18 protein-coding genes and 1 tRNA gene are annotated in these 26,999 nt (G+C 32.8%); 6 read left to right on the top strand and 13 right to left on the bottom strand.

The features are described from left to right. Positions 1–42: 42 nt before the first annotated feature. Entirely contained in the window at positions 43–2,151 is a 2,109-nt protein-coding gene (locus tag OLM53_RS04990; RefSeq protein WP_264521945.1) for an ATP-binding protein, read from the top strand. Next, a complete protein-coding gene (locus OLM53_RS04985; protein WP_264521944.1) occupies positions 2,141–3,010 on the top strand; it encodes a TorF family putative porin in 870 nt (289 codons plus the stop codon). Before OLM53_RS04990 ends, OLM53_RS04985 begins: the two co-directional genes overlap by 11 nt. Here OLM53_RS04985 and rimO read toward each other — a convergent pair. The 3 genes from rimO to OLM53_RS04970 all read right to left on the bottom strand — a co-directional run bounded on the left by rimO (position 3,007) and on the right by OLM53_RS04970 (position 7,016). Continuing rightward, positions 3,007–4,308 (bottom strand): 30S ribosomal protein S12 methylthiotransferase RimO, encoded by a 1,302-nt coding sequence (rimO, locus tag OLM53_RS04980; RefSeq protein WP_264521943.1) that lies wholly within the window; start codon positions 4,306–4,308, stop codon positions 3,007–3,009. The two genes, OLM53_RS04985 and rimO, sit on opposite strands and share 4 nt — an antisense overlap. Positions 4,309–4,442: 134 nt before the next feature. Then, a complete protein-coding gene (locus OLM53_RS04975; protein ID WP_264521942.1) occupies positions 4,443–5,960 on the bottom strand; it encodes an OmpP1/FadL family transporter in 1,518 nt (505 codons plus the stop codon). Positions 5,961–6,035: 75 nt separating this feature from the next. Continuing rightward, on the bottom strand, positions 6,036–7,016 hold the full coding sequence (locus tag OLM53_RS04970; RefSeq protein WP_264521941.1) for a hypothetical protein: 981 nt from the start codon (positions 7,014–7,016) through the stop codon (positions 6,036–6,038). A 100-nt stretch (positions 7,017–7,116) separates the two neighbouring features. Between OLM53_RS04970 and proS the strand changes: the two genes are divergently transcribed. The 3 genes from proS to rpsT all read left to right on the top strand — a co-directional run bounded on the left by proS (position 7,117) and on the right by rpsT (position 9,152). Further along, positions 7,117–8,595 (top strand): proline--tRNA ligase, encoded by a 1,479-nt coding sequence (gene proS, locus OLM53_RS04965; protein WP_264521940.1) that lies wholly within the window; start codon positions 7,117–7,119, stop codon positions 8,593–8,595. Between the two features lie 78 nt (positions 8,596–8,673). After that, positions 8,674–8,745, top strand: a tRNA-Glu gene (locus tag OLM53_RS04960). Positions 8,746–8,900: 155 nt separating this feature from the next. Further along, positions 8,901–9,152 carry a 30S ribosomal protein S20 gene (gene rpsT / locus OLM53_RS04955; RefSeq protein ID WP_236400231.1) on the top strand — a complete coding sequence of 84 codons (252 nt, stop codon included), beginning with the start codon at positions 8,901–8,903 and terminating at the stop codon, positions 9,150–9,152. A 48-nt stretch (positions 9,153–9,200) separates the two neighbouring features. Here rpsT and OLM53_RS04950 read toward each other — a convergent pair whose 3' ends face one another. After that, the gene (locus OLM53_RS04950) at positions 9,201–9,614 is read right to left on the bottom strand and encodes a response regulator (protein ID WP_264521939.1); all 414 of its coding nucleotides are present in this window, start codon (positions 9,612–9,614) and stop codon (positions 9,201–9,203) included. A 6-nt stretch (positions 9,615–9,620) separates the two neighbouring features. Continuing rightward, the gene (locus OLM53_RS04945) at positions 9,621–11,342 is read right to left on the bottom strand and encodes a PAS domain S-box protein (RefSeq protein ID WP_264521938.1); all 1,722 of its coding nucleotides are present in this window, start codon (positions 11,340–11,342) and stop codon (positions 9,621–9,623) included. 165 nt (positions 11,343–11,507) lie between these two features. On the opposite strand from OLM53_RS04945, the gene typA reads away from it, so the two are divergent. Continuing rightward, complete coding sequence (gene typA / locus OLM53_RS04940; protein ID WP_264521937.1) at positions 11,508–13,304, top strand: translational GTPase TypA; 1,797 nt, start codon at positions 11,508–11,510, stop codon at positions 13,302–13,304. 324 nt (positions 13,305–13,628) lie between these two features. Here the strand turns inward: typA and OLM53_RS04935 are convergent, their stop codons facing one another. The 8 genes from OLM53_RS04935 to OLM53_RS04900 all read right to left on the bottom strand — a co-directional run bounded on the left by OLM53_RS04935 (position 13,629) and on the right by OLM53_RS04900 (position 26,963). Then, positions 13,629–14,543, bottom strand: a complete 915-nt coding sequence (locus OLM53_RS04935; protein WP_264521936.1) for an alpha/beta hydrolase — start codon at positions 14,541–14,543, stop codon at positions 13,629–13,631. A 3-nt stretch (positions 14,544–14,546) separates the two neighbouring features. Beyond that, positions 14,547–16,559, bottom strand: coding sequence for a T9SS type B sorting domain-containing protein (locus OLM53_RS04930; RefSeq protein ID WP_264521935.1), 2,013 nt, complete (start codon positions 16,557–16,559; stop codon positions 14,547–14,549). A 29-nt stretch (positions 16,560–16,588) separates the two neighbouring features. Then, positions 16,589–21,682 carry a T9SS type B sorting domain-containing protein gene (locus tag OLM53_RS04925; protein ID WP_264521934.1) on the bottom strand — a complete coding sequence of 1,698 codons (5,094 nt, stop codon included), beginning with the start codon at positions 21,680–21,682 and terminating at the stop codon, positions 16,589–16,591. Positions 21,683–21,766: 84 nt separating this feature from the next. Continuing rightward, the gene (locus tag OLM53_RS04920) at positions 21,767–22,582 is read right to left on the bottom strand and encodes an ABC transporter permease (RefSeq protein ID WP_264521933.1); all 816 of its coding nucleotides are present in this window, start codon (positions 22,580–22,582) and stop codon (positions 21,767–21,769) included. 10 nt (positions 22,583–22,592) lie between these two features. Next, positions 22,593–23,489 (bottom strand): ABC transporter ATP-binding protein, encoded by an 897-nt coding sequence (locus tag OLM53_RS04915; RefSeq protein WP_264521932.1) that lies wholly within the window; start codon positions 23,487–23,489, stop codon positions 22,593–22,595. A 51-nt stretch (positions 23,490–23,540) separates the two neighbouring features. Next, entirely contained in the window at positions 23,541–23,804 is a 264-nt protein-coding gene (locus OLM53_RS04910) for a hypothetical protein (RefSeq protein WP_264521931.1), read from the bottom strand. Positions 23,805–23,927: 123 nt separating this feature from the next. Then, positions 23,928–25,766 carry a hypothetical protein gene (locus OLM53_RS04905; RefSeq protein WP_264521930.1) on the bottom strand — a complete coding sequence of 613 codons (1,839 nt, stop codon included), beginning with the start codon at positions 25,764–25,766 and terminating at the stop codon, positions 23,928–23,930. Between the two features lie 138 nt (positions 25,767–25,904). Further along, complete coding sequence (locus tag OLM53_RS04900) at positions 25,905–26,963, bottom strand: nucleoid-associated protein (RefSeq protein ID WP_264521929.1); 1,059 nt, start codon at positions 26,961–26,963, stop codon at positions 25,905–25,907. Between the last annotated feature and the right edge of the window lie 36 nt (positions 26,964–26,999).

The raw sequence follows: 26,999 nt of genomic DNA, 5'->3' as shown, positions 1-26,999 counted from the left end.
TATTTTTAATGCTCAGCAAAATAATTATCTATATCCGTAATAATGACAGTAAAAAAGACATTTCCCAAAATACTTTGGTTAATATTTTCTTCCAGCATTTTTTTTATCCTTCTCTACTTCGCCTTATTTTATTATACCAAAAAAGCAGAAACACAAGTTTATGGGCATACGATTGAACAGTTTAATCACGAAATAAATAAACTACTTGAAGTTAATGCAAAGCCCATATTAGTTGCTATAAATAACGATACCAATTGGGACGAATTTGTGAATTTCATCAAATCAAAAGATGAAAATTGGTACAATAGTACTATAGGAAATGAATTAGAAATCTATGAAGCGGATTACTTAGGCGCTTATGATGCCCAAAAGAACTTTATCATTAGAACACCAACAGCAAAAATTAAAACACTAGATTTTATTCCAAAAAAAGAAATGGAATTACTAGATAAAGTTGGGATTAATAAATTCTATATGAAAATTCCAGAAGGAATTGTAGAAGTAACCGGTGCCGCAATCCATGCGTCAAATGACCCTATGAAAAATAAAACGCCAACTGCGGGCTATTTTTTTGTGGTTAGATTGATAGATATTAAATATGTTAAAAACCTAGAAAAATTAACCAGTTCAACAATAATTTTTACCGATACTAATCCGGTTTTGCCAAAGCATAAAAATGAAATTACTTCCTTGTACAAATTGACCGATTATAACAATCAATTCGTTGGAAATTTTTTATTTAAAAGAAAGTTTGAAGTCTATTTTGAGAATGCCATAAGTATATTATATGTTATTATAGTTGCCTTCATTATTAATCTTTTAATTAATTTATTTTATACAAGAAGGTTAGTGTACTACCCATTAGATTTGGTAAGAAGAGCATTAGAAACTGGGAATAGAAAAGCTATAAAAGAGTTAAAGAAAACTACCGGTGAGTTCAGTTATATAGGGGATTTATTTGAGGAGAATAGCAATCAAAAAATTGAATTAATCAACGCCAAGATAAAAGCGGAAGAAGGAGATAGATTAAAATCATCCTTTTTAGCTAATTTATCTCACGAGATAAGAACTCCAATGAATGCCATTAATGGTTTTACAGAATTAATTATTAATACTGAAATCAGTAAATCTGAAAAACTAGAATATCTAAATATAATTGAAAAAAGTGGTAAAAATCTAGTTTCTATTATTGATGATTTGATTGAAATGTCCAAAATAGACTCGAATCAACTCATTCCAAATCATGCTGTTGTTAATTTAGAATCCTGTATTAATGAGCTTTACGAAACAGTTAAAATAACCATAAAGAATAAGAATATTGATTTCAAATTAATAAAAAGTAAAGTTCCGACCGAGTTTAATATTATAACCGATGATATAAAACTCAAACAGGTAATAATTAATTTGTTGACTAATGCCATCAAATTTACCGAAAAAGGATCTGTTACTTTAGGTTTTGAAATTGACGAAGAAAATAAATTAATTCATTTTACAGTAAAAGATACTGGTTTGGGAATTGATGAAGATAATCATAAAAATATTTTTGATAGATTCAAACGTGTTGATAGCGATATTTCCATCAAAGTTGGCGGATTAGGATTAGGTCTAGCTATTTCAAAAGCCTACATAGACTTATTGGGAGGAACGATTAGTTTGTCATCAAAAATTGGTGAAGGCTCTACTTTTTACTTTTCTATACCATTGGTTTATGCTAAAGCGGAACATATAGTTGTAAAACCTGTAAATAATGTCGAAGTTATTCAATCAGAAGATCAAGTTATCCTTATTGCCGAAGATGACAATATTAATTTCTTGTTGTTCCAAAAGATGATGCAAAAAACAAATTTCAAAATTATCAGAGCTATCAATGGTCAGGAAGCCGTAGATGCATGCCTCAATAATCCGAATATTGATTTGGTTTTGATGGATATTAAAATGCCATTAATGAACGGTTTTGAAGCTTTGGAGCAAATTTTACCTATGCGTCCAATGTTACCAATTATCGCTCAAACTGCCTATTCTTCCTCTGATGATAAAGTAAGAATTGAGGAAGCTGGTTTTACAGATTACATAACAAAACCATTAAATAGAGAGAGACTATTTGAACTAATAGATCAATATCTTAATAAAAAAAATAGTTATGAAATTTAGGGTATTGTTTTTATTTTTAGTTTTCTCTTCTTCAATGTATTCACAAGAAAACCAATTGAAAACGGATAGTATAAGCAGTGAAAAAGAGAAAAGCATATCATTAAAGTTAGATTTGGTCAGTCGTTATCTTTGGAGAGGTCAATGCTGGGGAGGGGATTATGTTGCATTGCAACCTACAATTGAATATGCAATTACACCTAAATTAACTCTAGGCTTTTGGGGAACGACCAATTTTAAAAGTGATTATTTTTATCCAGATGAGACTACTTTTTATAAAGGCTATCAAGAAATAGATTTTTATGCCACGTATCAATTAAATGATTTTTTACAAGTGCAACTTTGGGATTATTATTGGCCATCCGTTAATAGAGTAGATGGTGTTGATAATAGGTTTTTTAACTATGGAAATGATGGTGTAAAAACGGTAGACGCTATTTTGTATTTTGATTTTTCAGAAGGATACAAATATCCATTTAATGCTACCATCAGCACGCTTGTTGCTGGTAATGATTATCAATATGATAATAATGGAGAGAATCCCAAGCAAAATTACACAACCTATTTTGAGTTGGGTTACACACTAACTTTATTTCAAAAATCTTTAATTAAAACTTTACAAGGAATTGAATTAGACCCTTTCATTGGAGCTGTTATCAATAATAAAGCTGCCTATTACAATTACGCTGATTACGACGAAGTATCATTTTGTAACATGGGAATCAAAGCCACAAAAGAAATAGATTTAGGTAAAGGAATTTCTATGCCACTTTCATTGAATTTTGTTCATAATGGAGCCAAAAATAACACTGAAACTTTTGGTAAAAACTTTCTAGTAGTTGGGATTAGCTTTAACTATTAAACAGGTTCTCCGTAAAGATCAAACTCAGTAGCATCTATAATTTTCACATTGACAAAATCACCAGTTTTTACATAGAATTTGGAAGCGTCTATAAGTACTTCATTATCAACATCAGGACTATCGAATTCGGTTCTTCCAATGAAATATTGGCCTTCCTTTCTATCAATAACGCATTTGAAAGTTTGCCCAATTTTTTCCTGATTTAAATCCCAAGAAATTTGTGATTGTAAGTCCATTATTTCGGCTGCACGGGCTTGTTTTACTTCTTCAGGAACATCGTCTTCTAATAAATAAGCATGAGTATTTTCTTCGTGTGAATAGGTAAAACAGCCTAATCTTTCAAACTTCATTTCTTGAACCCAGTCTCTCATTGTTTCGAAATCTTCTTGTGTTTCTCCGGGATAGCCAACAATCAGAGTAGTTCTAATTGTCATTCCAGGAACAGCTTTTCTGAAGTCTTTTAAGAGTTTTGTTGTTTTTTCTTTGGTAGTACCTCTTCTCATAGATTTTAGAATATTGTCTGAAATATGTTGAAGAGGAATATCAATATAGTTGCAAATTTTTGGTTCACGTTTCATTAAGTCTAATACGTCCATTGGGAAACCTTTAGGGAAGGCATAATGCAATCGAATCCATTCAATTCCTTCTACTTTTACAAGGTTTTCCAATAATTCCGCAAGATTTCTTTTTTTGTATAAATCCAATCCGTAATAGGTCAAGTCTTGTGCAATTAAAATTAATTCTTTCACACCGTTTTTAGCTAAACCTTCAGCTTCTTTTACTAATTTTTCTATAGATTGTGATATATGTTTGCCTCGCATAATTGGTATAGCACAAAAGCTACAGGGTCTATCACAACCTTCAGCTATTTTTAAGTAGGCATAGTTCTTAGGGGTAGTTGTTATACGTTCCCCAAGTAGTTCATGCTTATAATCGGCTCCTAAAGCCTTTAAAAGTAATGGTAATTCTGTTGTGCCAAAATATTGATCAACATTTGGAATTTCTTTTTCTAAATCGGGACGGTATCTTTCCGAAAGACATCCGGTTACAAATACTTTGTCAACAAGCCCTTTTTCTTTTTTATCAGCATATTCAAGTATAGTATTTACAGATTCTGCTTTGGCATTATCAATAAAACCACATGTGTTTATAACAACAATGTTTCCTTCTTCTTCATGCACAACATCTTTTCCGCTGGCTTTCAATTGTCCCATTAAGACTTCACTATCATAAGTGTTTTTAGAACACCCTAGAGTGATAACATTGATTTTATTCTTCTTTAATGACTTAGTTCTCATAGCTTTAATTCCGATTGTTTTGAAGGCGTGCAAAATTACTCTTTTTATTTTAATTTAAAGGAGTCCCCATTCTTTATAAATAAAAAAAACCATCTCAATTGATGAAGATGGTTTTTTAGTGAGAGTCTATAAGTTTAAAAATTCATAGAGTAACTTATGGTTACATTGTTGTAGTAACTACTTATCCTAGCGGCATCAGTCATACCTGAAGATAGAAATGTTTGATTCATACTTCTATGGTCATAAGAGTAGGCTAAATCTATTCTGCTATCGCCAAATGTATATCCTAAACCTCCAGAATACCCTGTCAGATCACCAAAAGGCAAATCTACTTTATAAGGACTTTGATCGAAGTGGTAACCAGCTCTGAAGCTATATTCTTTGTATTTATATTCACCACCAAGACGTATCTCATATGCTTTATCTAAAACAGAACTCATATAAGAATTTATACCCTGGTAGTCATTTTTCGGTCTAAATGATGTATTACTATAATCTTTTAAGGAAGTATCAACACTTAATAATCCCTTTTTTCCAAAGATATAAGCAATACTTCCTGTCCATTTACTAGGTGTTTGAACTGTGTAGGGCAAATAAACCATAGTCACATCAGGATTAAATACTACTGGATTATTAGAACCACAGTTTGGACAATCAGCATAAACTGCTTGTCTTTGCTCATCTTTTAATCTATACCAAGTTGGAGATTGGTAGGCTAATCCCAGGCGCAAACCTTGAGTTGCTTTAACGATAGCTCCTAGGCTGAATGAATAACCACTTCCAAATGTGTGAGTTTCTGTATCAAATTGAACAGATTGCAACCCTGATGCAGAATTTGTTGTGTCATAGGATTCATATACTGATGATGTTTTTTTAATATCAGTGTAATGGTAGTTCAGATTAATTCCTAAAAATAAAATATCTTTATATCCAGTAGCAAAGTTTCCAGTAAATTTTCCGTTGTATCCCGTTGTGATATTATAATAATCTTGATAGTAGTTATTACTTGTTGGAACATTAGAAACATAAGTTGAATTTTGAGGATTAGTACCATCTACAGGATTAAATATATAGGCTTGATATCCAAGAAAAGCTTGTTGATCAATAAAATTTAAATTTTCAAAATAAGCATTTTCAAGAGTATTTAGGGTTATTCCTCCTTCTTGAGGTAAGCCGTTGGCAAATCTTAAAAAATATTTATCAATAGAATTATAAGGATTAATTCCAGCGGAGTAAATGTTATTATCGAAATTATTATTGTTTTCGTAATTGAGCGCTACAGTAAATTTTTTCCAATCATTTTTCGGATTATTATCTTTAAAAACAAATGCTACTCCAGCTTGATTAATATCTAATGTATTGCTGTTGTCATTAGTCTTATTTCCAAAATAAGTTGAACCATTTTTAGTATTATAACTAGTTCCTGTAAAAGTGGCATAATTATTATTGAAGAAAATAGAGCCAGCAGGGTTTTGATTAATTGCTGATAAGTCACCTCCAACTGCTCCAAAAGCGCCACTCATTCCTCTGAAACGAGCTGATCCTGTTAAACTTTCAACTGCATAACGAAGTGCATCTTCTGGTGTTGTTTCTTGTGCTTGAGTTGCTGAAAACGCTAATCCAGCAATAATAATAGATAAGTACTTTTTCATAATGTTTTATTTTTTATTCAAAAAAATATCTATACTACAGATTAAAATAGTATAGATATTTATAATTCATTTTTTTTATCTTCTACCACCACCGCCTGATGATCTTCCGCCACCGCCACCACTGAAACCACCACCTCCTCCAAATGATGAAGATCGGGTGCCATAGTTTGATGATGGTGTATAAGTACGAACTGGTTGTGATTCATTACTTCTTGTTGGCTGTTGATACGTATTATTTCTTGTAGGTGAAGAATTGTAATTAGTATTATTTCTAACTGGGTATGAAGTTGAAGATCTTGTATTATTATTGAAATAATTGTTTCTAGTAGAGGAATTCATAGACTCTGTAGTTGAATTTCTTCTGCCACCACTCATTCCGTTGTAAATAGAACTTCTACCACCTCCAATACTACTGTAATTTGAACTTCTTCCTCCTCTAAATCCATTGTAGGCATAAGCATTTGAAGTTCCTCTTCTACCTCCATTATAATAATAGTTATTGTAATAATTACCACACCAATTGTTACAGCCATAGTAACCAGGTCCATACCAATTATTCCATCCAATACCCCATCCTAAACTCCAACTTGGACCGTACCAACTATTCCATCCCCAACCAAAACTTGGTCCATACCAGTTATTATATCCCCAATAACTTCCGTACCAATAATTATTCCAATAACCATACCCCCAATTACTATCGTAAACATTCACTGTTACGCTTTGTGGATTATTTCCCCAACTGGAATTATTTGCATTGTAATTATTAGTGCTGCTGCTATTTATGGTGTCGTTACTTACAGAACTGTATTTGTCAACATCAGTAAAAACTTGAGAGTCTTTATTTAAATCACTAAAATACTCTTGATATTTATTGCTTTGAGAATAGTTTTTGTTTGAACTTTCTCTTTTATTAGATTGGGAATTCCCATAAACTCCATCACTATCATAATAAGAACTGTTTTGATAAGATCCACAAGAGGAAATTACAAATACAACTAATCCAAGTATAGAATAAATGGATAATTTTTTACGGGTAAAATAATAAGTTTTCATAACTACAGCATTTTTATTGTTGGACTATACAAAAATAGTTAGTTTTGTCGAACTATTTAGTTAAAAAAAGTTAAACAATTATTATGCCAAACTATTCAAAATGAGTAAAAACTTAACAAAAAGAGCAGAAGATTATTCAAAATGGTATAACGAACTAGTCGTAAAGGCTGATTTAGCTGAGAATTCAGGAGTTCGAGGATGTATGGTTATTAAACCATATGGTTATGCTATTTGGGAAAAAATGCAAGCAGAATTAGACAGAATGTTTAAAGAAACTGGGCATAGTAATGCTTATTTTCCTCTTTTTGTGCCCAAAAGCATGTTTGAAGCTGAAGAAAAAAATGCAGAAGGCTTTGCTAAAGAGTGTGCCGTAGTTACTCATTATCGACTTAAAAATGACGAATCGCGCCCAGGAAAACTTATGGTTGATCCAAATGCAAAATTGGAAGAAGAATTAATTGTTCGTCCAACCTCAGAAGCAATTATTTGGTCTACTTATAAAAATTGGGTTCAATCATACAGAGATTTACCTCTTTTAATTAACCAATGGGCTAATGTCGTGCGTTGGGAAATGAGAACAAGATTATTTTTGAGAACAGCAGAATTTTTATGGCAAGAAGGACATACCGCTCACGCGACAAAGGCAGAAGCAATAGAAGAGTCTGAAAAAATGATGCATGTGTATGCAGAATTTGCTGAGAATTTTATGGCTATACCAGTAATTAAAGGATTAAAAACCGAGTCAGAACGTTTTGCTGGAGCGGAAGAAACTTATTGCATAGAAGCATTGATGCAGGATGGAAAAGCATTGCAAGCAGGAACATCACATTTTCTCGGACAAAATTTTGCTCAAGCCTTTGATGTAAAATTTGCCAATCAAGACGGAAAACAAGAATATGTTTGGGGTACATCATGGGGAGTTTCTACTCGACTGATGGGAGCCTTAGTGATGACACATTCAGATGATAACGGATTAGTTTTACCTCCAAACTTAGCTCCAATACAAGTAGTAATTGTTCCAATTTTTAAAACAGATGAAGAACTTGAAACTATTTCCACTGTTGCTAATGAATTAATCGCTCAATTTAAAAAATTAAATATTTCGGTTAAGTTTGATAACAGAACTACTCAAAAACCTGGGTTTAAATTTGCAGAATGGGAATTAAAAGGAGTTCCAGTAAGAATTGCGATTGGACCAAAAGATCTAGAAAATGGAACTTTTGAGATAGCTAGAAGAGATACTTTATCCAAAGAAGTAAAACCTAAAGAGGGTATCGTTAACTATATTTCTGACTTACTCGAGCAAATTCAGAAAGATTTATTTAATCGTGCTTTAGATTATAGAAATGCACATATAACTGAGGTAAATACCTTTGAAGAATTTGAAGATGTTTTAGAAAATAAAACAGGATTTATTGCTGCACATTGGGATGGAACTCCAGAAACAGAAGAAAAAATCAAAGATTTGACTAAAGCAACCATCCGTTGTGTACCATTAGATAGAGTAGAGGAAGAAGGAAAGTGTATTTTTTCTGGTGCTAAATCCACTGGTAGAGTGTTGTTTGCGAAAGCTTATTAAAAAAAGATTAAAAAAAATATCTCAGTCTCTTGTGAAAATAAAAAATAGTTGTATTTTTGCATCCGCATTGAGAAAGATGGCCCGTTCGTCTATCGGTTAGGACGCCAGGTTTTCATCCTGGTAAGAGGGGTTCGATTCCCCTACGGGCTACAAATTAGTTGTAAATTAGTTTTATAAAACAAGAGTTCAGTGTCTCGAATTTTTGTTTTATTAGTTAAAACCAAAGTGATTATGTTTAATTGTGGGAGGTTTTTCTTTTTTAACTAGTATTTTATTAATTACAATTAAATTTAAATTACAAGAAAATGGCAAATCACAAGTCAGCTTTAAAAAGAATTAGAAGTAACGAGAAAAAAAGAGTATTAAACAGATACCAACACAAAACTACTCGTAATGCAATAAAAGCATTAAGATTAGCGACTGACAAATCTGATGCTTCTGCAAAATTATCTGCTGTTGTTTCAATGATCGACAAATTAGCAAAGAAAAATATCATTCATGATAATAAAGCAGCTAACTTGAAATCTAAGTTAACAAAACACGTTTCAAAACTGTAATTGAAACTTTAGAATATAAAAAAACCTCTCGAAATTCGAGAGGTTTTTTTATTGTGGAAATTGAGGTTTTAAATTCTCTAACATTTCTTTTGTTACTGGTTTTGAAAGAAAACCTATTACTGGGTATGTTTTAGCTCTGTTTATATCGTAAGGATCAATAGAAGAAGAGAGAACGATGAACCTGGTTGAATCAAATACTTTATGGTAATCTTTGCTAATATAGCATTCCAAAAACTCCCATCCATCCATTACAGGCATATTTAAATCCAAGATTACTAATTTTGGATATACTACAGAATCATTATTCTTTCTGCTTTCAAATAAATTGTCAAAATAGATAATAGCTTCTTCTCCATTGTTAACAGTAATTATTTCTCTTGCAAAATCAACCTTCTCCACTACTTTTTTACAAAGCATGAGTGTAATTGGGTCATCATCTACACATAAAATTTTGTCTAACATTTTCTGCTAACTGTTTTTAAAAATAATGGTAAAGGTAGTTCCTTTTCCAACAATACTACTTACTGAAATCGTTCCTCCCATACTTTCCACTTGCGATTTGACTAAATACAATCCCAATCCTTTACTGTCTGGGTAATTGTGAAATCTTTGATAAAGACCAAAAATTTTATCTTTATTTTTATTTAAATCAATACCTATTCCGTTGTCTTTAAAGGTAATGATTAAATTATCATCCTCTACTTTTGTAGCTATACTGACTTTTAGTTGCCTAATTGGGGCTCTATATTTTATAGCATTCGTCAGTAAATTTAAAAAAATACTTTCTAAATAGGACTTGTTTATTTCTAAAATCGTTACGTCTTCTAAATCAATCTTTAAAATAGGTTTGTGAACACTAATAAGGAAGCTTAATTGATTAAATACATTTTCAAAGACTTCTTTTATTAAAACTTTTTCTTTTTGAATGGAAGGACTATCTTTAATGATAATCACTTTTACTAAATCATTTATCGTTTCATTTAATAAATGTGTTGATTTGGAGAAACCAGTAATTATTTCTTTTAACTCAGGGTCTTCTATATCGATGTCATCAATAAGATTCAATAACCCCGTTAAATTAGATAAAGGAGCTCTCAAATTGTGAGAAGTAATATAGGAGAATTGCTTTAAGTCGTTATTGTTCTGTGTCAATTCCCGAATGAGTTGTTCTCTTTCTTTTTCTTTTTCTTTTTCTAAAGTGACATCTCTTTGAATGGATATCCAGTGGGAATGTTCTCCATCTTTATTGGTTACTGGAATCATAGAAAAATTAACCCAGAATTCTTTACCATTCTTTTTATAACTAATGGTTTCAATAAAACATTCTCTGTATTCTTGAATTGCAGTTTTTAATTTGTCATATTCTAAAAAATCTGATTTTTTTCCAAAAAAAATCGAAGGCGATTTGCCTATAACATCTTTTGCCGAATAACCAGTCATGTCTGTAAAAGCAGAGTTGATGAAGATAATATTGGGAATAGGATCTTCACTAGTGTCAATGTCGGTAATCATAACCGCATCTTTCGTCTGTGTAATTACGGTTTCCAATAATCGAAGTCTTTGCTCTTCCTCTTTTTGTTTGGTAATGTCTTGAATGGCTCCAATCATTCGGATTAACTTTCCATCTGCATCTTTTACCAAAAAGCCCCTGTCAAAAACATATTTGTAACTGCCATCAGCACATTGGAAACGATACTCATCTTGCCATTTTTCAGTCTTTTGTTCAAGGAAAGAGTATAGTTTAACCGACATTTTTAAACTGTCTTCAGGATGAATTCTATCAAACCACCATTTGGATGTTTTCCCAACTTCTTCTTTTTTATACCCAAATACTCCTTGTATTCCTTTGTTCCAAATAAAGCTATCGTCTTCCATTTTCCAATCCCAAATGGTATCACTGGTCGCTTTGGCCACAATGTCATAGCGTTCGTTAGATTCTTTGATTTCGATGTTGGTTAATTGCAATTTTTCAAAAACCGATTTATTTCTCATTTCATTTTGGTACAAAATGAGTTTTAAAACCGCCCCCGAAATAATAATAAAAAGGAGGTCTTTTATAAAATTTAATTGCAGTAAAGACTTGGTATTGGATTCAGAAAAATAATCTGCGAATAATTTATGGCCAAGGATTGCCACAAACACCAAAATAAGTACGTATAGTAATGTAATTTTATTAGAATTATTTTTCATTGACCCAAATTTACATAATCAAAAATTAATTTTCATTATTTAAATATAAAAATTGTGTAAAATGTTACTCTTTTCACTTCTGAATGTTAGCAAATTTTAAACAAACGAATAATCCGTTTTTTATCTAAAAATAAAGTGTACCTTTGCACCCACAAAAAAACACAGATGGAATCTATTAGAAACATTGCTATTATTGCTCACGTTGACCACGGTAAGACTACCTTAGTTGACAAAATCATGTATCACTGTCAATTATTTCGTGAAAACGAAAACACTGGTGATTTAATTTTGGATAATAACGATTTAGAGCGAGAAAGAGGAATTACAATTACTTCTAAAAACGTTTCGGTTGTATATAAAGGTACAAAAATCAATATTATTGATACTCCAGGTCACGCCGATTTTGGTGGTGAGGTAGAAAGAGTATTAAATATGGCCGATGGAGTATGTCTACTAGTAGATGCTTTTGAAGGGCCTATGCCTCAAACACGTTTCGTTTTGCAAAAAGCTATCGACTTGGGATTAAAACCTTGTGTGGTTATTAATAAAGTAGATAAAGAAAACTGTACTCCAGAAGAAGTGCACGAAAAAGTATTCGACTTAATGTTTGAATTAGGAGCAGAAGAATGGCAATTGGATTTTCCAACGGTTTATGGTTCGGCTAAAAACAATTGGATGTCTGACCATTGGGAAAATATAACGGATAACGTAGAAGCATTATTAGACATGGTTGTTGAACACGTTCCAGCTCCAAAAGTGTCTACAGGAACACCTCAAATGCTAATCACCTCATTAGATTTCTCTTCATTTACCGGTCGTATTGCTATTGGTCGTTTAGAAAGAGGAGAATTAAAAGAAGGAATGCCAATTTCTTTAGTAAAAAGAGATGGTAGAATATTCAAATCAAGAATTAAAGAATTACACACTTTTGAAGGTCTTGGACGTAAAAAAGTACAAAGTGTAATTGCTGGAGATATTTGCGCTATTGTTGGAGTTGAAGGGTTTGAAATTGGAGATACTATCGCCGACTTCGAAAATCCAGAAGCTTTACAAACTATTGCCATTGACGAACCAACAATGAGTATGTTGTTTACTATTAACGACTCCCCATTCTTTGGTAAAGAAGGAAAATTTGTTACTTCCCGTCATATTAGAGATCGTTTGACTAAAGAGTTAGAAAAAAATCTAGCGATGAAATTAGGTGAAACGGATTCCGCTGATAAATTTATGGTTTTTGGTCGTGGCGTATTGCACTTATCAGTTCTTATTGAAACGATGAGAAGAGAAGGATACGAATTACAAATTGGTCAACCACAAGTAATCATCAAAGAAATTGATGGTAAAAAATGTGAACCAATAGAAGAATTAACCATCGATTTACCTGAGCATTTATCAGGAAGAGCAGTCGAGTTTGTTTCGATCCGTAAAGGGGAAATGCTTTCGATGGAAGGGAAAGGCGAGCGTATGATTGTAAAATTCAATATACCCTCTCGTGGAATCATCGGATTGAGAAATCAACTTTTAACGGCTACTGCTGGTGAAGCCATTATGTCACACCGTTATATTGGTTACGAACCTTACAAAGGAGAAATTCCAGGAAGAAACAACGGTTCGTTAATCTCTATGGAAAACGGAAAAGCGATTCCTTATTCTATCGATAAATTGCAAGATCGTGGTAAATTCTTCGTTAATCCAAATGATGAAATTTACGAAGGTCAGGTTATTGGAGAAAACTCTCGTAGCGATGATATGAGTATCAATGTTACTAAAGCTAAGAAACAATCTAACGTTCGTTCCTCAGGGAATGATGAAAAAGCTAGAATTATCCCACCCATTATTTTCTCTTTAGAAGAAGCGTTGGAGTACATTCAAAAAGATGAATATGTAGAGGTTACGCCAAAATCAATTCGTTTGAGAAAAATCTATTTGAACGAAACGGATAGAAAACGTAATAAAATTTAATCTTAGTTTTAAGATATAAGAGAAACCCTTTCAGTGATGAGAGGGTTTTTTGTTTTTAGAATTTTAATTATGAGATTCAGTTCTCTTCAGAAGGGAACTAGTTCTCTAAATAAGGAAGTGAGTTCTCTTCGGAAGGAAACTGGTTCTCTAAATAAGGAGGTGAGTTCTCATCGGATGGAAACTGGTTCTCTACAAAAGGGAGTGATTGCTCTTCGGAAGGACATCATTGCTCTAAATATCGTGGCGATTGCTCTTCAGTAGGACATCATTGCTCTAAATATCTTGGCGATTGCTCTTCAGATGGACTAACAATCACTTATAATTTTATTTTCCCAATAAAAATTCCAAAGGAATTGGTAATCTTTCGTGCCAAGCTTTTTCAGAATGGTCTTTACCAGGGAAGAATTTGGTGATCCAGTTTTTAGCTGTAAATCCTTTTTCAATCATAATAGCATCAATTTTTTCTTGAAAAGGTTTGTAAAAACTGTCTAGTGTTTGGTCACCATAATCAAAATAGATTTTATGATCCTTTGGATTTGGCAAATGTAATCTTAGATACTCTCTAAATTTAGAAGCAATATCAGCATCAATATTAAAAGTAATTTTTTCTTTTAAAATCATAGGAGTATGGGTAGAAAGGCAAGCTGCTCCACCAAATACTTTAGGATATTCACAAATAGCATACAATGAAATCAAACCTCCCATACTGGAACCCGCAATGAAAGTGTTTTTGACATCGGTTTTAGTAGCAAAGTTTTTATCGATAAAGGGTTTTAATTCGGTTACCAAAAACTTAAGATAATTGTCTGATTGTGGTTTGTTTTTTAGTTGTTCTTCGATAACCAATTTTTTAGTTGGTTCTGGGATATCCTTGATAATGCGCTGTGGGAAATATTCTGAGTGACGATACTCTCCATTATTCCATATCCCTACCACAATGAATTTTTTAGTTTTGCCTTCAGCTATTACTTTTCCGGCCACTTCATCTACCTCCCAAGCTTGTTTGTTCCAAGTGGTTTCGGCATCGTAAAGCATTTGCCCATCATGCATATAAAGCACAGCATATTTTTCATTTGGAGAATAGCCATCGGGTAACCAAACATCCACATTTCTGGCATCCACATATTGTGATTTAAAATTAGCAAAGCGTTGTACTTTTCCCGAGGTCACTTTTACTTCTTGTGCGTTGGAAACTATACTCATCAGTATAAGAATTACAATGGAGATTTTATTTTTCATAAATTATCGTTTTAAAGTGAAATGTCCTTTAGCGTTTCTTCCGTCTTCTAATTGAATGAAATACCAGTAATCATCAGCGGGCATTAGTTTTTGGTTAAAATTACCATCCCAGCCTGGACTAAGAGCACTAATTTGTTTTATAAGTTTTCCTAATCGATCAAAGATATAAATTATGGCATTAGCATTGGGTGACACAGGATTGATGCCTTGAATGTTCCAATAATCATTATAGCCATCGTTATTGGGAGTGAAATACTTAGGTACTTGCATGAGATAAAACTCTTGAAAAACCGTTCCACAACCATTTTTATCTCTAACAAATGCAGTGTAAACTAGACCGCCTAAGTGTTCAAAAATGGGACTGTCTTGATAATGAATGCCGTCTATGGAATACTCATAGTTTCCATTACCCGAGGGAACTATTTCAACCGAACTGTCATCATTTAAATCATTTATTATAATGTTACTGATAGTAGCTATTTCTGAACCGAGTACTGTAAAGGTCTTTATTTTAGAACAACCATCAGTATTTTGAATAGTAACGGTATAGGTTGCCGGATTGGAAACCTGAATAGATGGTGTTATATCGCCAGTACTCCAAAGATAGGATGGATAACCACTGTCAGCTAAAAGGGTTGTCGAGTTGTTATTACATATGCCAATTGTTACATCAGCTATAGGATTAGCAAAAACCTTTATGTTTAGCGTTACTGGAAATGCACCATAACAAGTAGTGTTATCAATTTTTGCGTAGATAATCTGTTGAAATGGGATGGTGTTTAAATAGGAGTTGGGTAATGGTGTGGTACTAGTGGGACTACTATAAAAACTCACTTGGTAACTGGCAGGCAAATTCGTAAATAAGGTGGGTACAAAATCACTTAAGGTAACCGTGGAAATTCCATCTTGGATAGCATCTTGATCACAGTATGTATAAGAAGTTTGTCCAGTTATAAGTTGTGGAGCAAAATCCAAATCAATATCCGTAACAGTCGAACAGGTAGGGGAATAGGTCGTAGTTAGGGAATAATTTCCGTTTTGAGAACTGCTGTAAGGCGGATTGAAACTTAAGGTTGCTGCATTTTGTCCTGGAATGGGATTCCCGTTAAAATTCCACTGATACGTTTGCATTCCTGTAGATGATGCTCCATTTAAAGTTAGGCTTTCATTGAAGCAAACCGGATTTTGATTGGCAAAAGTTCTATCAGGTCCCAAAGAAACACCAAAGGAAAAGCTACTTCCTTTTAAAAATATGGCAGAATCGTATCTGTAATTTCCTTCGTCAGCAATGACTAATTTTATATGGTATTGTTGCCCCGGAATCACAGCTGATTTAGCGGTTAAGATTTTAGTTTGCCCATTGAAGTTGGTTGGGTATTCCGTTGGGTTAAAGGCATCAAAATATTGTTCGTTTTGCGCGGTACAACTTCCAGAAATATCAGGATGAACCGAGGTTACTTTCACAGGAATTGTAGTATTGGGAATTAAAGCCAAGTTTTGATAGGCAGGATCTCCCACTTTCTTTAATAAAAAGGCAAAACCATCAGAGTAGGTGCAAGTGGCACTATCATGATATTCTTCAGAAGCAAAGATGTAGTCAAAACTAATCTGATTTCCTAGCGGAACAAAATCAAATTCAAGAAAAGTAGCATTTAGAGAGTTGGATATGCTTAATGCCGAATTTAAATCTGAATCCCCATTCCAGCCCATTCCACCACCATCATCAGAAACAAAAGCATTTGGTCCTTGCGCATCTACAATTTTTCCGGTACTCAGAATAATCCCCTCTGTAAATGGAAAAGTGGAACCATTAGCATTAAAATAACCCCAGCTTTTTTCACCAGTTGTAAAATTACCTCCTGAAACAGATACATTAGTAACCGAAGCACAACCAGAATTAATTAATACATTTTCTATTAATTGAAGAGGAGTATGAGTTTCATCTGTAGTAATATATTGAGCAGAAGCTGCTGAATATATCAATAAAAGTAAGAGATGAAATTTTTTAAAAAGCATTGTGGTATTTTTGACTAGGCAAAGTTACACTATCTTTTTAAAGTAAAGTGTCCTTTAGCACTTCTTCCATCTTCAAATTGTATATTGTACCAGTAGTCATCGGCAGGCATTGGATGACCGTTAAAGGTTCCATCCCAACCAAGTCCAGTGGTTCCAATTTGTTTTAACAATTTTCCAAAACGATCAAAAATGTATATTGTTGAGTGATAATTAAAATCGGCACTAACTCCTTTTACATTCCAGTAATCATTATATCCATCACCATTTGGCGTGAAATAATGTGGAATTCCAAGGACAGCGACAGTAATGGGGCCTACTGTACCACACTCATTTTTATCTCTAATATAAATTTCATGGATTCCCATAGGAACATTATAAAATAAATTAGAGTCTTGATAAGGTCCACTGATATCATCTATTGCATATTCATAAACTCCTGCACCGGTAACGTTAACTGTTATAGTATCGACATCCGACAAATCCACAACATCAATAGATTGAATGCTGGCAATCTGCGAACGGGTAACCGTAATAACTCTAGTTTTCGTGCAACCAAAAGCATTAGTGACATCAACACTATAAGTTCCTGTTGCGCTAACGGTTAGCGTTGGAGTAGTAACACTAGTCATCAATACACCATTAGAATACCATTGAAATTGATAGTTAGAGGTTGGTGAATTATCTAGAATCCCTGCATCAAGAATAGCTTGTGTATCCGGTAAACAGATAATGATATGTTCTTGTTGATCTATTTTTGGAGTGGGATGCACCACAAATGGAATAATTACTTGAGCAGTACAAGTGGTGTTAATTGGATTGGTAACCGTAACCAAGACATTTTGAGTTCCGGTTCTAAATGGATTAGGCAAATGATTTAAAACCGTTCCGTTTTGAAGGGTATAGGATATTTGCATTCCGGTTTGACTTCCAAGAATAGTAGCTTCAAAAGTTGAAGTATTAAAATCAAGTAATCCGTTTTGATCAACAGGATTGGGTTCATCATCGCAAAATGAAGTTAAGTTAGGATTTAGGGCAAATGCTTCTGGTAAATCGTCTACTATAAATTGTAATGTTTCCTCATCATAACAAGGTTGTCCGCCTGTTAGAGTAGTATTGTTTTGCACTCTTATCGTAATAGTTTCAGTACCGTTTACAAAAAATGGGTTTGGTAATGGTGTAGAAAGTGGGGTTCCGTTAGCTCTAAAGTATTTAACATTGGCATTGGTTTGTCCATTCAAAACGGTGGCTTGAATTGTTGAGGTATTAAAACCATAAATTCCGTTTTGGTCATCATCACAATGACGAATTAGATTTAAGGCATTCACTGGATTTGCAACTGGCAATGCTTCAACGATGACATCAAAAGTTTTGAATCCAAAACAAGAATTATCCAATGTGCTTTCTACTCGAACCCAGATGGTTTGATGGTTTGGGAATCCAATATTTCTGTAGTTTGTTGGATTTTGAATGGCTAAAGAGTTTCCAGATGCATCGGTTTCTGCCAGAAAATCAGCTTGAGTTTTATAATATTTTATAGCAACGTTTGTTGGCAAAATAGCTACAAGACTGGCGGTTATACTACTAAAATTAAAACTAGAAACACCATCTCTATCATCATGAGCAGCATCTATAAAATCATCGCATTTATATTGATTTGGAATGACAAAACTTGCTGGAATTTGAGTCACAGAAACAATTAAATCAATTCGAGCCACTCTATAACATCCGTTACTATTTTCGACACGAGCATAAACACTTGCACTACTTGAAGTGAAGGCAATTGGGTTTGAAATTAAGAAAGCATTGTTTTGAGTATTTGCTGCAGCTTGGGTTGTGTAATATGTAAATGTTTCTGCCAAATAGTTAGTTGATATTACATCGTTTTTTTGTGTTAGATTAAAAATGGATATTCCATCAGTATCATCATCACATTGTTTTAATGTTATTGGGGTTGTAATAACTGGTAAAGCGAAGGTAGTAAGCGTTGCTGCATTAGAAAGCAAGCCACAGGTATTTCCATTTTTCATAAGGAAAACTCGATATTGATAACCAACCATAGCGGGTGTTACATTAGAAACAGTAAGCGAATTTGTTGCTGCCCCCGAGTAGGTCGCGTTATTTGAAATGAGTGACCATGATATACCACCATTAGTGGATAGTTGCCACTGATAACTGTTTACAGCATTTGTACTAATTGAAAAAGTAGCACTTTGTAGTTCACAAGCTGTTGTGTTTTGAGGCTGTGTAGTAATTACTATAGGAGCAGCTGTTATATAATTTGGATTTGGATTTCCATAGCCAGTTCCACTAGTTACAAGCCCAGTAGTATTTACTGTTGGAGGTGCTGTCCCTCCTAATAATCCATCAAGATTGCTGTCTAAATACCCGGCCTCAATTACATCATTGCATGAATCATTATCGCTATCTAATTCAATCGCGTTATAAATTCCATCTCCATCAGTATCGGCTAAGCTGTAAATTGGGTTTAAAATTCCGCTATCAGGTGAAGTTTCTAGAGAGTTTAATAATCCATTAGTCCCAAAATTGGAGCCGTCGATAACACCATTATTATTAGCATCAATGGTATTAAAGCCCGATTCATCTAAATCATGAATTCCATCGTTATCCGAATCTAAATCTAAATAGTTTGGGATTCCATCATTATCAGTATCAATTGGATTTACTCCAGAATTAAAAACATCGTCAATGCCATCTTGATTAACATCAACATTAGAAAGTATAGTACCACTTTGTCCTCGTATTTCATATATATCAAGTATCCCATCATTATCACTATCGTAATCGTCTTGATCGGGAATCCCATCATTGTCGCTATCTTTTGGTACACAAGTAGCGGTTACGTGAAGTTTGACGCGACTAGAACTTACATCAGAGATATTCAAATTTTGAATAATTAAAGAATTGATAGCGGTTCCTCTTATAGAAAATGTTCCAGATCCAGCAACTAAAGGAGTTACACCATTCAATCGTAAACGTAATTCGAATGAAGAAAATTGCGTAACACCACTTTCAAAAATCCCATCATAATTAGTGTCAATCAATAGTTGATTGTTAGTATTGAGTATAGTCAGCGTTTTATTTACAGGGCATGTAATTCTTATTTCTGAAGCAGCGGTCAATAAATCATTAGTTAGTGCACTTGTTGGATATTCAATGGAAATATTCAAAGGCTTTGTGAAATTAGATAGCGTATAAAGTACCGAATTGTTTTTAGGTATGGCCGTTTCTGAAGTAAAATTACCCTGAGAATCACCTGTTACGGCAATGGTTTGAGGGGTTCCAGTACCTAAAAAACTAACAGCGCCAGTATAAGAATTTGAATAATTAGCTACTGCGATAGTACCGGTAGTTAAATTTGTAAAATCGAAATCTTTATTTCCAAAAGATTCCATACAATTGGTAATTCCATCATCATCATTATCTAAATCTAGGCTATCAATAATTCCATCATTATCAGCATCCGTTGGACAAGAACTCACAGGAATGTTATCAGAAGGAGGAACACTTAAAGGACACCCTATTAGTTGACCCACTACTTTGTAATAGCCTGGTGTAGTGGGAGTATAGGTATTGGTTGTAGCACCCGAAATGGGATTATTGTTAAAAAACCATTGAAAACTATCAAAGTTGCTAATTGCATTTACAGACAACACACTATTTGGGATACAGAATGTTTGAGTAGTAGCTATTCCATTCAGAGCAACTTCCGGTTTAAAGGTGAAACCAGAATAGAAGCCTCCATAAGTTGCAGCTCCACTCGAGCCATAATAAGAGAGATAAACTTCTTCAGAAGAAAAAACGGAAATATTACCAATCAAACCTTCAAATGTATAAGTAACATAGTTTGTATTACCAGTGATAGTTGAAGGACCATTTACGCTAGTAGCTGGAAGATTAGCCAAAGTATAATTTGTTCCATCGATTATAAAATTTAAAGTAGCTCCCACTTTTGTAACAATACATACTGTACCATTAAACCCTCCCAAAGTTCCTACTTGACTAATGTAAGGAATATTATTGATGGATTTTGGGGTTTGACAACTAAGAGGGGGAAGGAACTGCATGTTTTGATTAGCTTGACTAGTAGAACCTCCTATTCCTTGATAGGCAAAAACATTTTTGGAAGTGTTTATATATAAATTACCATTTGCTGAAAAACTAGTTCCATCCAATGAAAGATACTGTCCAGAATTTAAGGTTATATAAGGTGTAGTTGATCCATTTAAAAACACATCCGTTCCATTTTCATTAGCTACAATTAAGGGTCTTTCTACTTCATTGACTCCTGAGCCTTTTATGAAAATATATTCTTTACCAGTTCGTTCTGCTGATACAATTTGGTCAAAACCTAAATCTAAGTTATTGGTTGTGCCATTAGTTCCAGCAAAAGAACCACAATTAACAGCAATAGGTTTTGTAGAAGTAATAGAAGCACCAATAAGACCATCTTTATTAGCTGTATTTGTTCCTTCAACAGCTATTGCATAACTTTCTCCAGCATTTAAAAAGATGTTTGCTGGAGTGTTACCAGCTGCGGTATTATTAATTAATTGGACCCCTGGTTTTATATCACCAAATGAAATTTCAGTATTGTTTTCAGTGGCAAGAATGGTAGCAAAAGTATAATGATTAGCAGAAGTACTAGGAGCAAAAGTATTTACAAAAGCACCAATTCTAAATTGAGTTCCTAACGCAGCATTGCCTTTGGAAACAATACCGCCAGCCTGAAAATCACCTTGAGAAGAAGTCATTCGTACGGTTACGTATACTAAGTCTTGTGCTTGTATAATATATCCTTTGTTATTTTTGATAGTTCCTACATCACTTCTCGAAATTAATACTTGAGTATCAAAACCAGTCCCAATATCGTAGATGTATGGATTATCTCGACTTACTGTACCTGTAATAGTGGCACCACCAATTTCTTGTAATTGAAAACTAATAGGAGTAATACTAGGGCATGAAATATACAAGGTTTGATAATGAGGCTCTTGTAAATCTGAATTGGATAGTGGCGGAATATAGTGAGTTTTACTAAATTGTGATTGACAATTCAACGAGCAAAGCAAAACAAAAAGTAAAAACAGTAACCTCTTTTTCATTCGCTAAAATTAGCAAATAATTAAGAAAACATAAAAGAAGTTAAGTCTTTTATGTTTTCTTTAAGGAATTGATTGATGATTGAATTATAAATCTCTTTTTTGGATAATTTTATAGGATAAGAAGAGGAACAAAATACTCCAAAATAGGACTATGAGAATTGCAGAAAAATGAACATCATAGTCTCTAAGCAAATCTTTTCCAGACACTTGGTTTTCTATTGCTCTATAAGCTTTAAATCGAGTTATTGGTTCAGGAATTAAGTTGTACATAGATTCTAAAGGAAGAAATTTATCTAATGAATTAGGGATGTTAATCACATGCATTAAGATTTTTTCAAAGATGTACCAAATAAAAATAAACCCTATGGCAAAAGCGGAACGCTTTATTAAAGTTCCAATAAATAAGCATAGTGAAAAGAATCCCATCAGTTTTACAAAATAACCTATTAGATATTCTAAATCAGAAAAAACAATAGCTGATTCATCAAAAGAGGAAAAACTATAACCTAAAATTAGTGTCATTATGAAAACATAAATTGTAGACAACAATGAGAAAAAAAGAATAGTATAAAATTTTGAAAGGATGAACTCTTTTTTGCTAAGGCCGTCTATTAGGTTTTGTTTAAGGGTTCCATAACTATATTCATTAGCAATCATTGAAACAATTACTATGGCAAAGAAAAACTTAAATAGACCTGCAACGAATGTGTTAAAATGCCAAATAAAAGGAAAATTATAAATTCCCATATCTGCCATTCTAATATTCAATCCAATAAAACTAAAATTTATTGAGGATATTAAAGCTATAGAAGATAGTATCACAAAATAACTAATAGTCAAAACTCTACTGGCACGATTTTTCCAAATTTTTTGTAATTCAATGGCGAGTAATCTTTTCATACTTTGACTTTTATTTATTGGTTAATGCTAAAAATTGTTCCTCTAAACTCAATTTTTTATAGACTAAATGATTGAGAAAAACTCTTTTTTCTGATAAATAGCGATTCAGGATAGAGGCGTCAAACTGATTCTTAAAATGGACTATTATTTTTCCTTCTATTTCTTCTATCTTTTCAACTTCAGGATGATTTTTAAGGATATCTATGAGCTTATAATTATTATCAGCATGTAATTCAAAAAAACCACCACTGTTAGTCATTCCATCAACAGTTCCTGAATACAGAATTTCGCCAAAGCGTAAAACCAAAACATGACTGCAAACTTTTTCTACTTCATCCAACAAATGAGAAGCCAAAAGAATTGTCGTTCCTTGTGAAGCAATCAATCGAATAATATCTCTGATTTGGTGGATTCCTTGCGGGTCTAAACCATTTGTAGGCTCATCTAGAATTAAAATTTCAGGGTCGTTTAAAAGGGCAGAAGCAATAGCTAATCGTTGTTTCATTCCTAATGAAAAGGATTTGAATTTGCTGTCTTTTCTATCGATAAGCCCTACAATTTCGAGCTTTTCATTTACTTTAGAATAATCAATATTTTTGATTTTGCAGACCAACTCCAAATTTTCTTTAGCTGTCATATAAGGGTAAAAATTGGGGCGTTCAATAATAGCTCCAACTTTTTTCAGTGCTTCATGAGTCTCAATTGTACCACCAAACCAACTATATTCACCAGAAGTCTTATTGACAACATTGAGAACAATTCCTAATGTAGTCGATTTTCCTGACCCATTTGGACCAAGAATTCCGTAGACATTACCTTTATGTATTTCGAGGGAAACGTTGTTTACAGCATGAACTTTGCCATAACGTTTGTGAAGATTTTTGATAGAGAGAATAGTCGATTCCAAAGGTTTTGGTTTTAGAGTTTCCTTTAGGACGACTAAAGCTAAATTTTGTTACTATTCTTTTTTTCTAAAGTAAAACCTAGAAACAAATTGTTTCTTCAAATTGATATAAAAAAGAGTTTCATTGATGTCTTTAAGTTCTGAAGTTAAAGCAATTTTATTATTTCTAATATCATTTGTAGCCTGCATTTTACAAACAGTACATTCAAATTCGCTAAAATGAGCATTTACTTTTTTTGTTTCTACAAAACGATGGCCCAATAAAGTACAGAAATAGCTTTTTTTAACCATTCCTTGGGTTAAGTAGTTTAATTTCATAACATTAGGGTTTAGGTTTGTTAAAATAAATCTATTTGATTGTCGTCATCAAACCAAAAATAATCGATGAAATACACTTTTTTGTAATTTTATAGTGTTTAATACTTACAAAAAAAGAAAAAATTAATTATAAGGGACAATGGTAGGTTCACCAATTTGGAAGTCAGGTAAGGATAAATCATTGTTTTTAAAACTGTTAGTTTTTATGACATTAGTTCCTTGATATGGTATGGAAGGATAGAAGGAAAATGAAACTTGAAAACTATTAAATACTAAATAATCATTGTTTATCAAAGCACCAATACTAAAAACAGAGTAAACTTTATCATTAAGGAATTTATTAGTTTCGTTTCCAAGTAACCCTAATGTCATATTAAAAAATGGGCTAAAGTGGAATCCATGCCAGTTTCCTGGAACATAAGTTTGTGTTTGAAAAGTTGTGAAAAGTTTTTTAGTACCATTAATCAGTGGGTTATTAAAACCAGAAATTCCGTTTTGATCCGAAATGATTAGTCTGTCGGATATAATTGGTACTCTGTGTGTACCCATTACAAATGTGGGTTTAATAAATTGTCTAACTCTCCAACTACCTATTGACAATAGATTTGTAAAATAATTAGCCTCAATTCTTAATGTTGTTTCTTGCGAATTGCCTGTATCAAAGAAACTTCCTAATTCAATATTAATGCTTCCGTAACCAACAGGAAAATAAGTACCATATGAAAAACGCCCACCAAAATAAGTTCTTCTTAAATTATTTTTATCTTGAAATCCACCAGTAATCGAATATACCTGACCATAGGGAACATCTTCAATAATACCAAAGTTGAATAAATATTTATCTTCGGTAAACTTTCGTGTATTCAAGCCAATAGTTGCTAAGTATAGTTTCTCTGAAGAAAAATACCTCGAAGGATCATATACTATGGAAGGATTTAATATATAGGCAACATTTTTATATCCAAATGTTGTTACAAGATTAGTACTTCTAAAATCCTCGCTACGTCCCTTAAAAATTTTAAAAGAATGACCTAACCAATATTGTTGTGTTTCTGTTTTAAAATCTTGTTTGGCAAACACCCCTGCATTGTCGGGCAATGAATCTACTCGAAATCGGTTTTCAAAATACGCACCACCAGCCAGTCTTGTTAATGGAGAGAAAAATTGTCTTTCTATTCTGGCACTTCGTTTTATGTTATCATTTAAATCTTTGTCGTAGGCAAAGGTTGTTTTTATATAAGTGTTTTTGATGTTGTTAATAGTGTAACTAGCATTGTAGCCTTTTTTTCCATCATTAAATCTTCTTATAAAGTCATTTTCAATTTCATGACCTAGACCAAAAAAATTCCTTTCAATCAAGTCAAAATTCCCTTTGGAATCTGAAACAGCCCCCGTTGGAATCAAACTCCATGAATCTAAAACTCTAACAGAAACATCTATTGAATCGTTAGAGCCAGGAATTTCAACGGGTTTAATAATTACGCTTCTGACATAGCGCTGTCTTCTTATCAAACGTTCTGATTCTTTGGCTACAAGCGAATCTAAAGGTTCATTCTTTTTGAAAAGCAATAAATTTCGAATGGTCCAATTCTTGGTTTTTATATGTAACCTGTTTCCAAATTTTTCAAACCCTTTATCAGGCTCATCTTTATAATTATCAACCGAATAACCAAAAGGGTCTAAGGTTTCAATTCTTATTTCTCTAATAATTTTCCCTTCGTTTCTATCAAATGATTTTTTGATAAAAAACTCTCTTCTAACATTTTTTTGGGATTTGGTTTCGCTTCTTTGGGATTTAAATAGAAGGCGATAAATGAATTTTTTGAACTTCGATTTCTTAGAATAATCCTCAATTTTTTTATATACTTTGACAGAATCATTGCCGCTATTTTTTATCTGGGCATGACTTAGCTGACAAGCTAGGAAGAAAATAAAAATAAAATATAGGAATTTGAATTTCATAGCATGTTCGAAACAAACAAATATAATAGCTTTTTAGCAATTTTAATTTATATAATTCTCAGTTTTATTTGTACTAAAAAGTAAAAATCCCCAACTGCCTTTAACAATTGAGGATTATTTTTTATGATTTAAAAAGTTTTATGACTTCTGTTCTTTGTTGAAATAAACTAAGTAATAATACATTTGTTTTTCCTCATCCCACCCTTTTTCTACATATTTTTCGGCACTTTCAGGGTTAATGAAATCTAATTTGATTTGAATATTAGTATCCAAATTAATTACATTTTTGATCGATTTTCTAGCGTCAGAAACGGCTCCATTAGCGATAGGAAAAGTAGTAACGTCTTCAATACTGTATTTTTCTCCTTTATCAACTTTATAGTTTTTAAATTCAGGAATTAAGTCGGGATTGTCTAACACTTCATTCAAGAAATTCGTTTCTTCAAACTGATCGTTTTTGGCAAAATAATTAACCGAACGATTCATGAACATCACTTCTTCTTTCTTGTCTTCTGCAGGAAATACTACGTCTTTAGCAAATCCTTGACAGAACTTCAAATATTTTTTGGTGATAAAATTTTCATCTTGAAAAGCATCAACTGAAAGGAAATGCTCTAACCAATAGCGAGTGTCATATCGGTTACTATCAACCGATAAAATCTTGTAACCTTCTTCTTTTTTGTAATTAAAAATCAAACAACCTTTATCTAATTTATTAAGGTTTATTCCTTGTTGTAAAATCATTTGAAGGGTCTTTCCTTTTTCTTCAAACTGCATAAAATCGGACATGATTTCACTTTTGAAAACACCTATGGCATCAACAACATTATTGTCAATATTCAGATTGGTTAAATAAGTTACATAAACTTCACCATTTTTGATGTGAGGATGATTGGACTGTTCAAAAAGATGGTTTGTAATTTTTTTTGAAATTTCATGAGCATCACTCGGATTCGTAAAAATTTCGGTAGCCAAATTGAACATATCGTTGTATTCTAAATCTACCTCGTGGGCAAACTGGAAATAGTTTTCTTCCTTTTCACGAAACGATTTGAAAAAATATTCTTTTAACAAAGGAACAATTTCGTCATTCAAATTATAGGCTTCCTCCGAAAGAAATACGGCTTCATTGCGACTTTTATTTCCAACTCGGTGTATTGACAAGCTCTCAATATGAGCATTAAATAGGTTTATCATTTTTTTATTTGAAATGTATTAAATGACTAGCAATCA

The sequence above is a fragment of the Flavobacterium sp. N1994 genome (assembly GCF_025947145.1).
GTDB lineage: Bacteria > Bacteroidota > Bacteroidia > Flavobacteriales > Flavobacteriaceae > Flavobacterium.
Note: the sequence above shows the minus strand (reverse complement) of the source record. Positions and strands in the feature narration are given on the sequence as shown.

What these genes read in the sequence shown, in the direction of transcription:
- OLM53_RS04990 (WP_264521945.1), top strand. Translation starts at nt 43, where the DNA reads ATGACAGTAAAAAAGACATTTCCCAAAATACTTTGGTTAATATTTTCT.
- OLM53_RS04985 (WP_264521944.1), top strand. Translation starts at nt 2,141, where the DNA reads ATGAAATTTAGGGTATTGTTTTTATTTTTAGTTTTCTCTTCTTCAATG.
- rimO (WP_264521943.1), bottom strand. Translation starts at nt 4,308, where the DNA reads ATGAGAACTAAGTCATTAAAGAAGAATAAAATCAATGTTATCACTCTA.
- OLM53_RS04975 (WP_264521942.1), bottom strand. Translation starts at nt 5,960, where the DNA reads ATGAAAAAGTACTTATCTATTATTATTGCTGGATTAGCGTTTTCAGCA.
- OLM53_RS04970 (WP_264521941.1), bottom strand. Translation starts at nt 7,016, where the DNA reads ATGAAAACTTATTATTTTACCCGTAAAAAATTATCCATTTATTCTATA.
- proS (WP_264521940.1), top strand. Translation starts at nt 7,117, where the DNA reads ATGAGTAAAAACTTAACAAAAAGAGCAGAAGATTATTCAAAATGGTAT.
- rpsT (WP_236400231.1), top strand. Translation starts at nt 8,901, where the DNA reads ATGGCAAATCACAAGTCAGCTTTAAAAAGAATTAGAAGTAACGAGAAA.
- OLM53_RS04950 (WP_264521939.1), bottom strand. Translation starts at nt 9,614, where the DNA reads ATGTTAGACAAAATTTTATGTGTAGATGATGACCCAATTACACTCATG.
- OLM53_RS04945 (WP_264521938.1), bottom strand. Translation starts at nt 11,342, where the DNA reads ATGAAAAATAATTCTAATAAAATTACATTACTATACGTACTTATTTTG.
- typA (WP_264521937.1), top strand. Translation starts at nt 11,508, where the DNA reads ATGGAATCTATTAGAAACATTGCTATTATTGCTCACGTTGACCACGGT.
- OLM53_RS04935 (WP_264521936.1), bottom strand. Translation starts at nt 14,543, where the DNA reads ATGAAAAATAAAATCTCCATTGTAATTCTTATACTGATGAGTATAGTT.
- OLM53_RS04930 (WP_264521935.1), bottom strand. Translation starts at nt 16,559, where the DNA reads ATGCTTTTTAAAAAATTTCATCTCTTACTTTTATTGATATATTCAGCA.
- OLM53_RS04925 (WP_264521934.1), bottom strand. Translation starts at nt 21,682, where the DNA reads ATGAAAAAGAGGTTACTGTTTTTACTTTTTGTTTTGCTTTGCTCGTTG.
- OLM53_RS04920 (WP_264521933.1), bottom strand. Translation starts at nt 22,582, where the DNA reads ATGAAAAGATTACTCGCCATTGAATTACAAAAAATTTGGAAAAATCGT.
- OLM53_RS04910 (WP_264521931.1), bottom strand. Translation starts at nt 23,804, where the DNA reads ATGAAATTAAACTACTTAACCCAAGGAATGGTTAAAAAAAGCTATTTC.
- OLM53_RS04905 (WP_264521930.1), bottom strand. Translation starts at nt 25,766, where the DNA reads ATGAAATTCAAATTCCTATATTTTATTTTTATTTTCTTCCTAGCTTGT.
- OLM53_RS04900 (WP_264521929.1), bottom strand. Translation starts at nt 26,963, where the DNA reads ATGATAAACCTATTTAATGCTCATATTGAGAGCTTGTCAATACACCGA.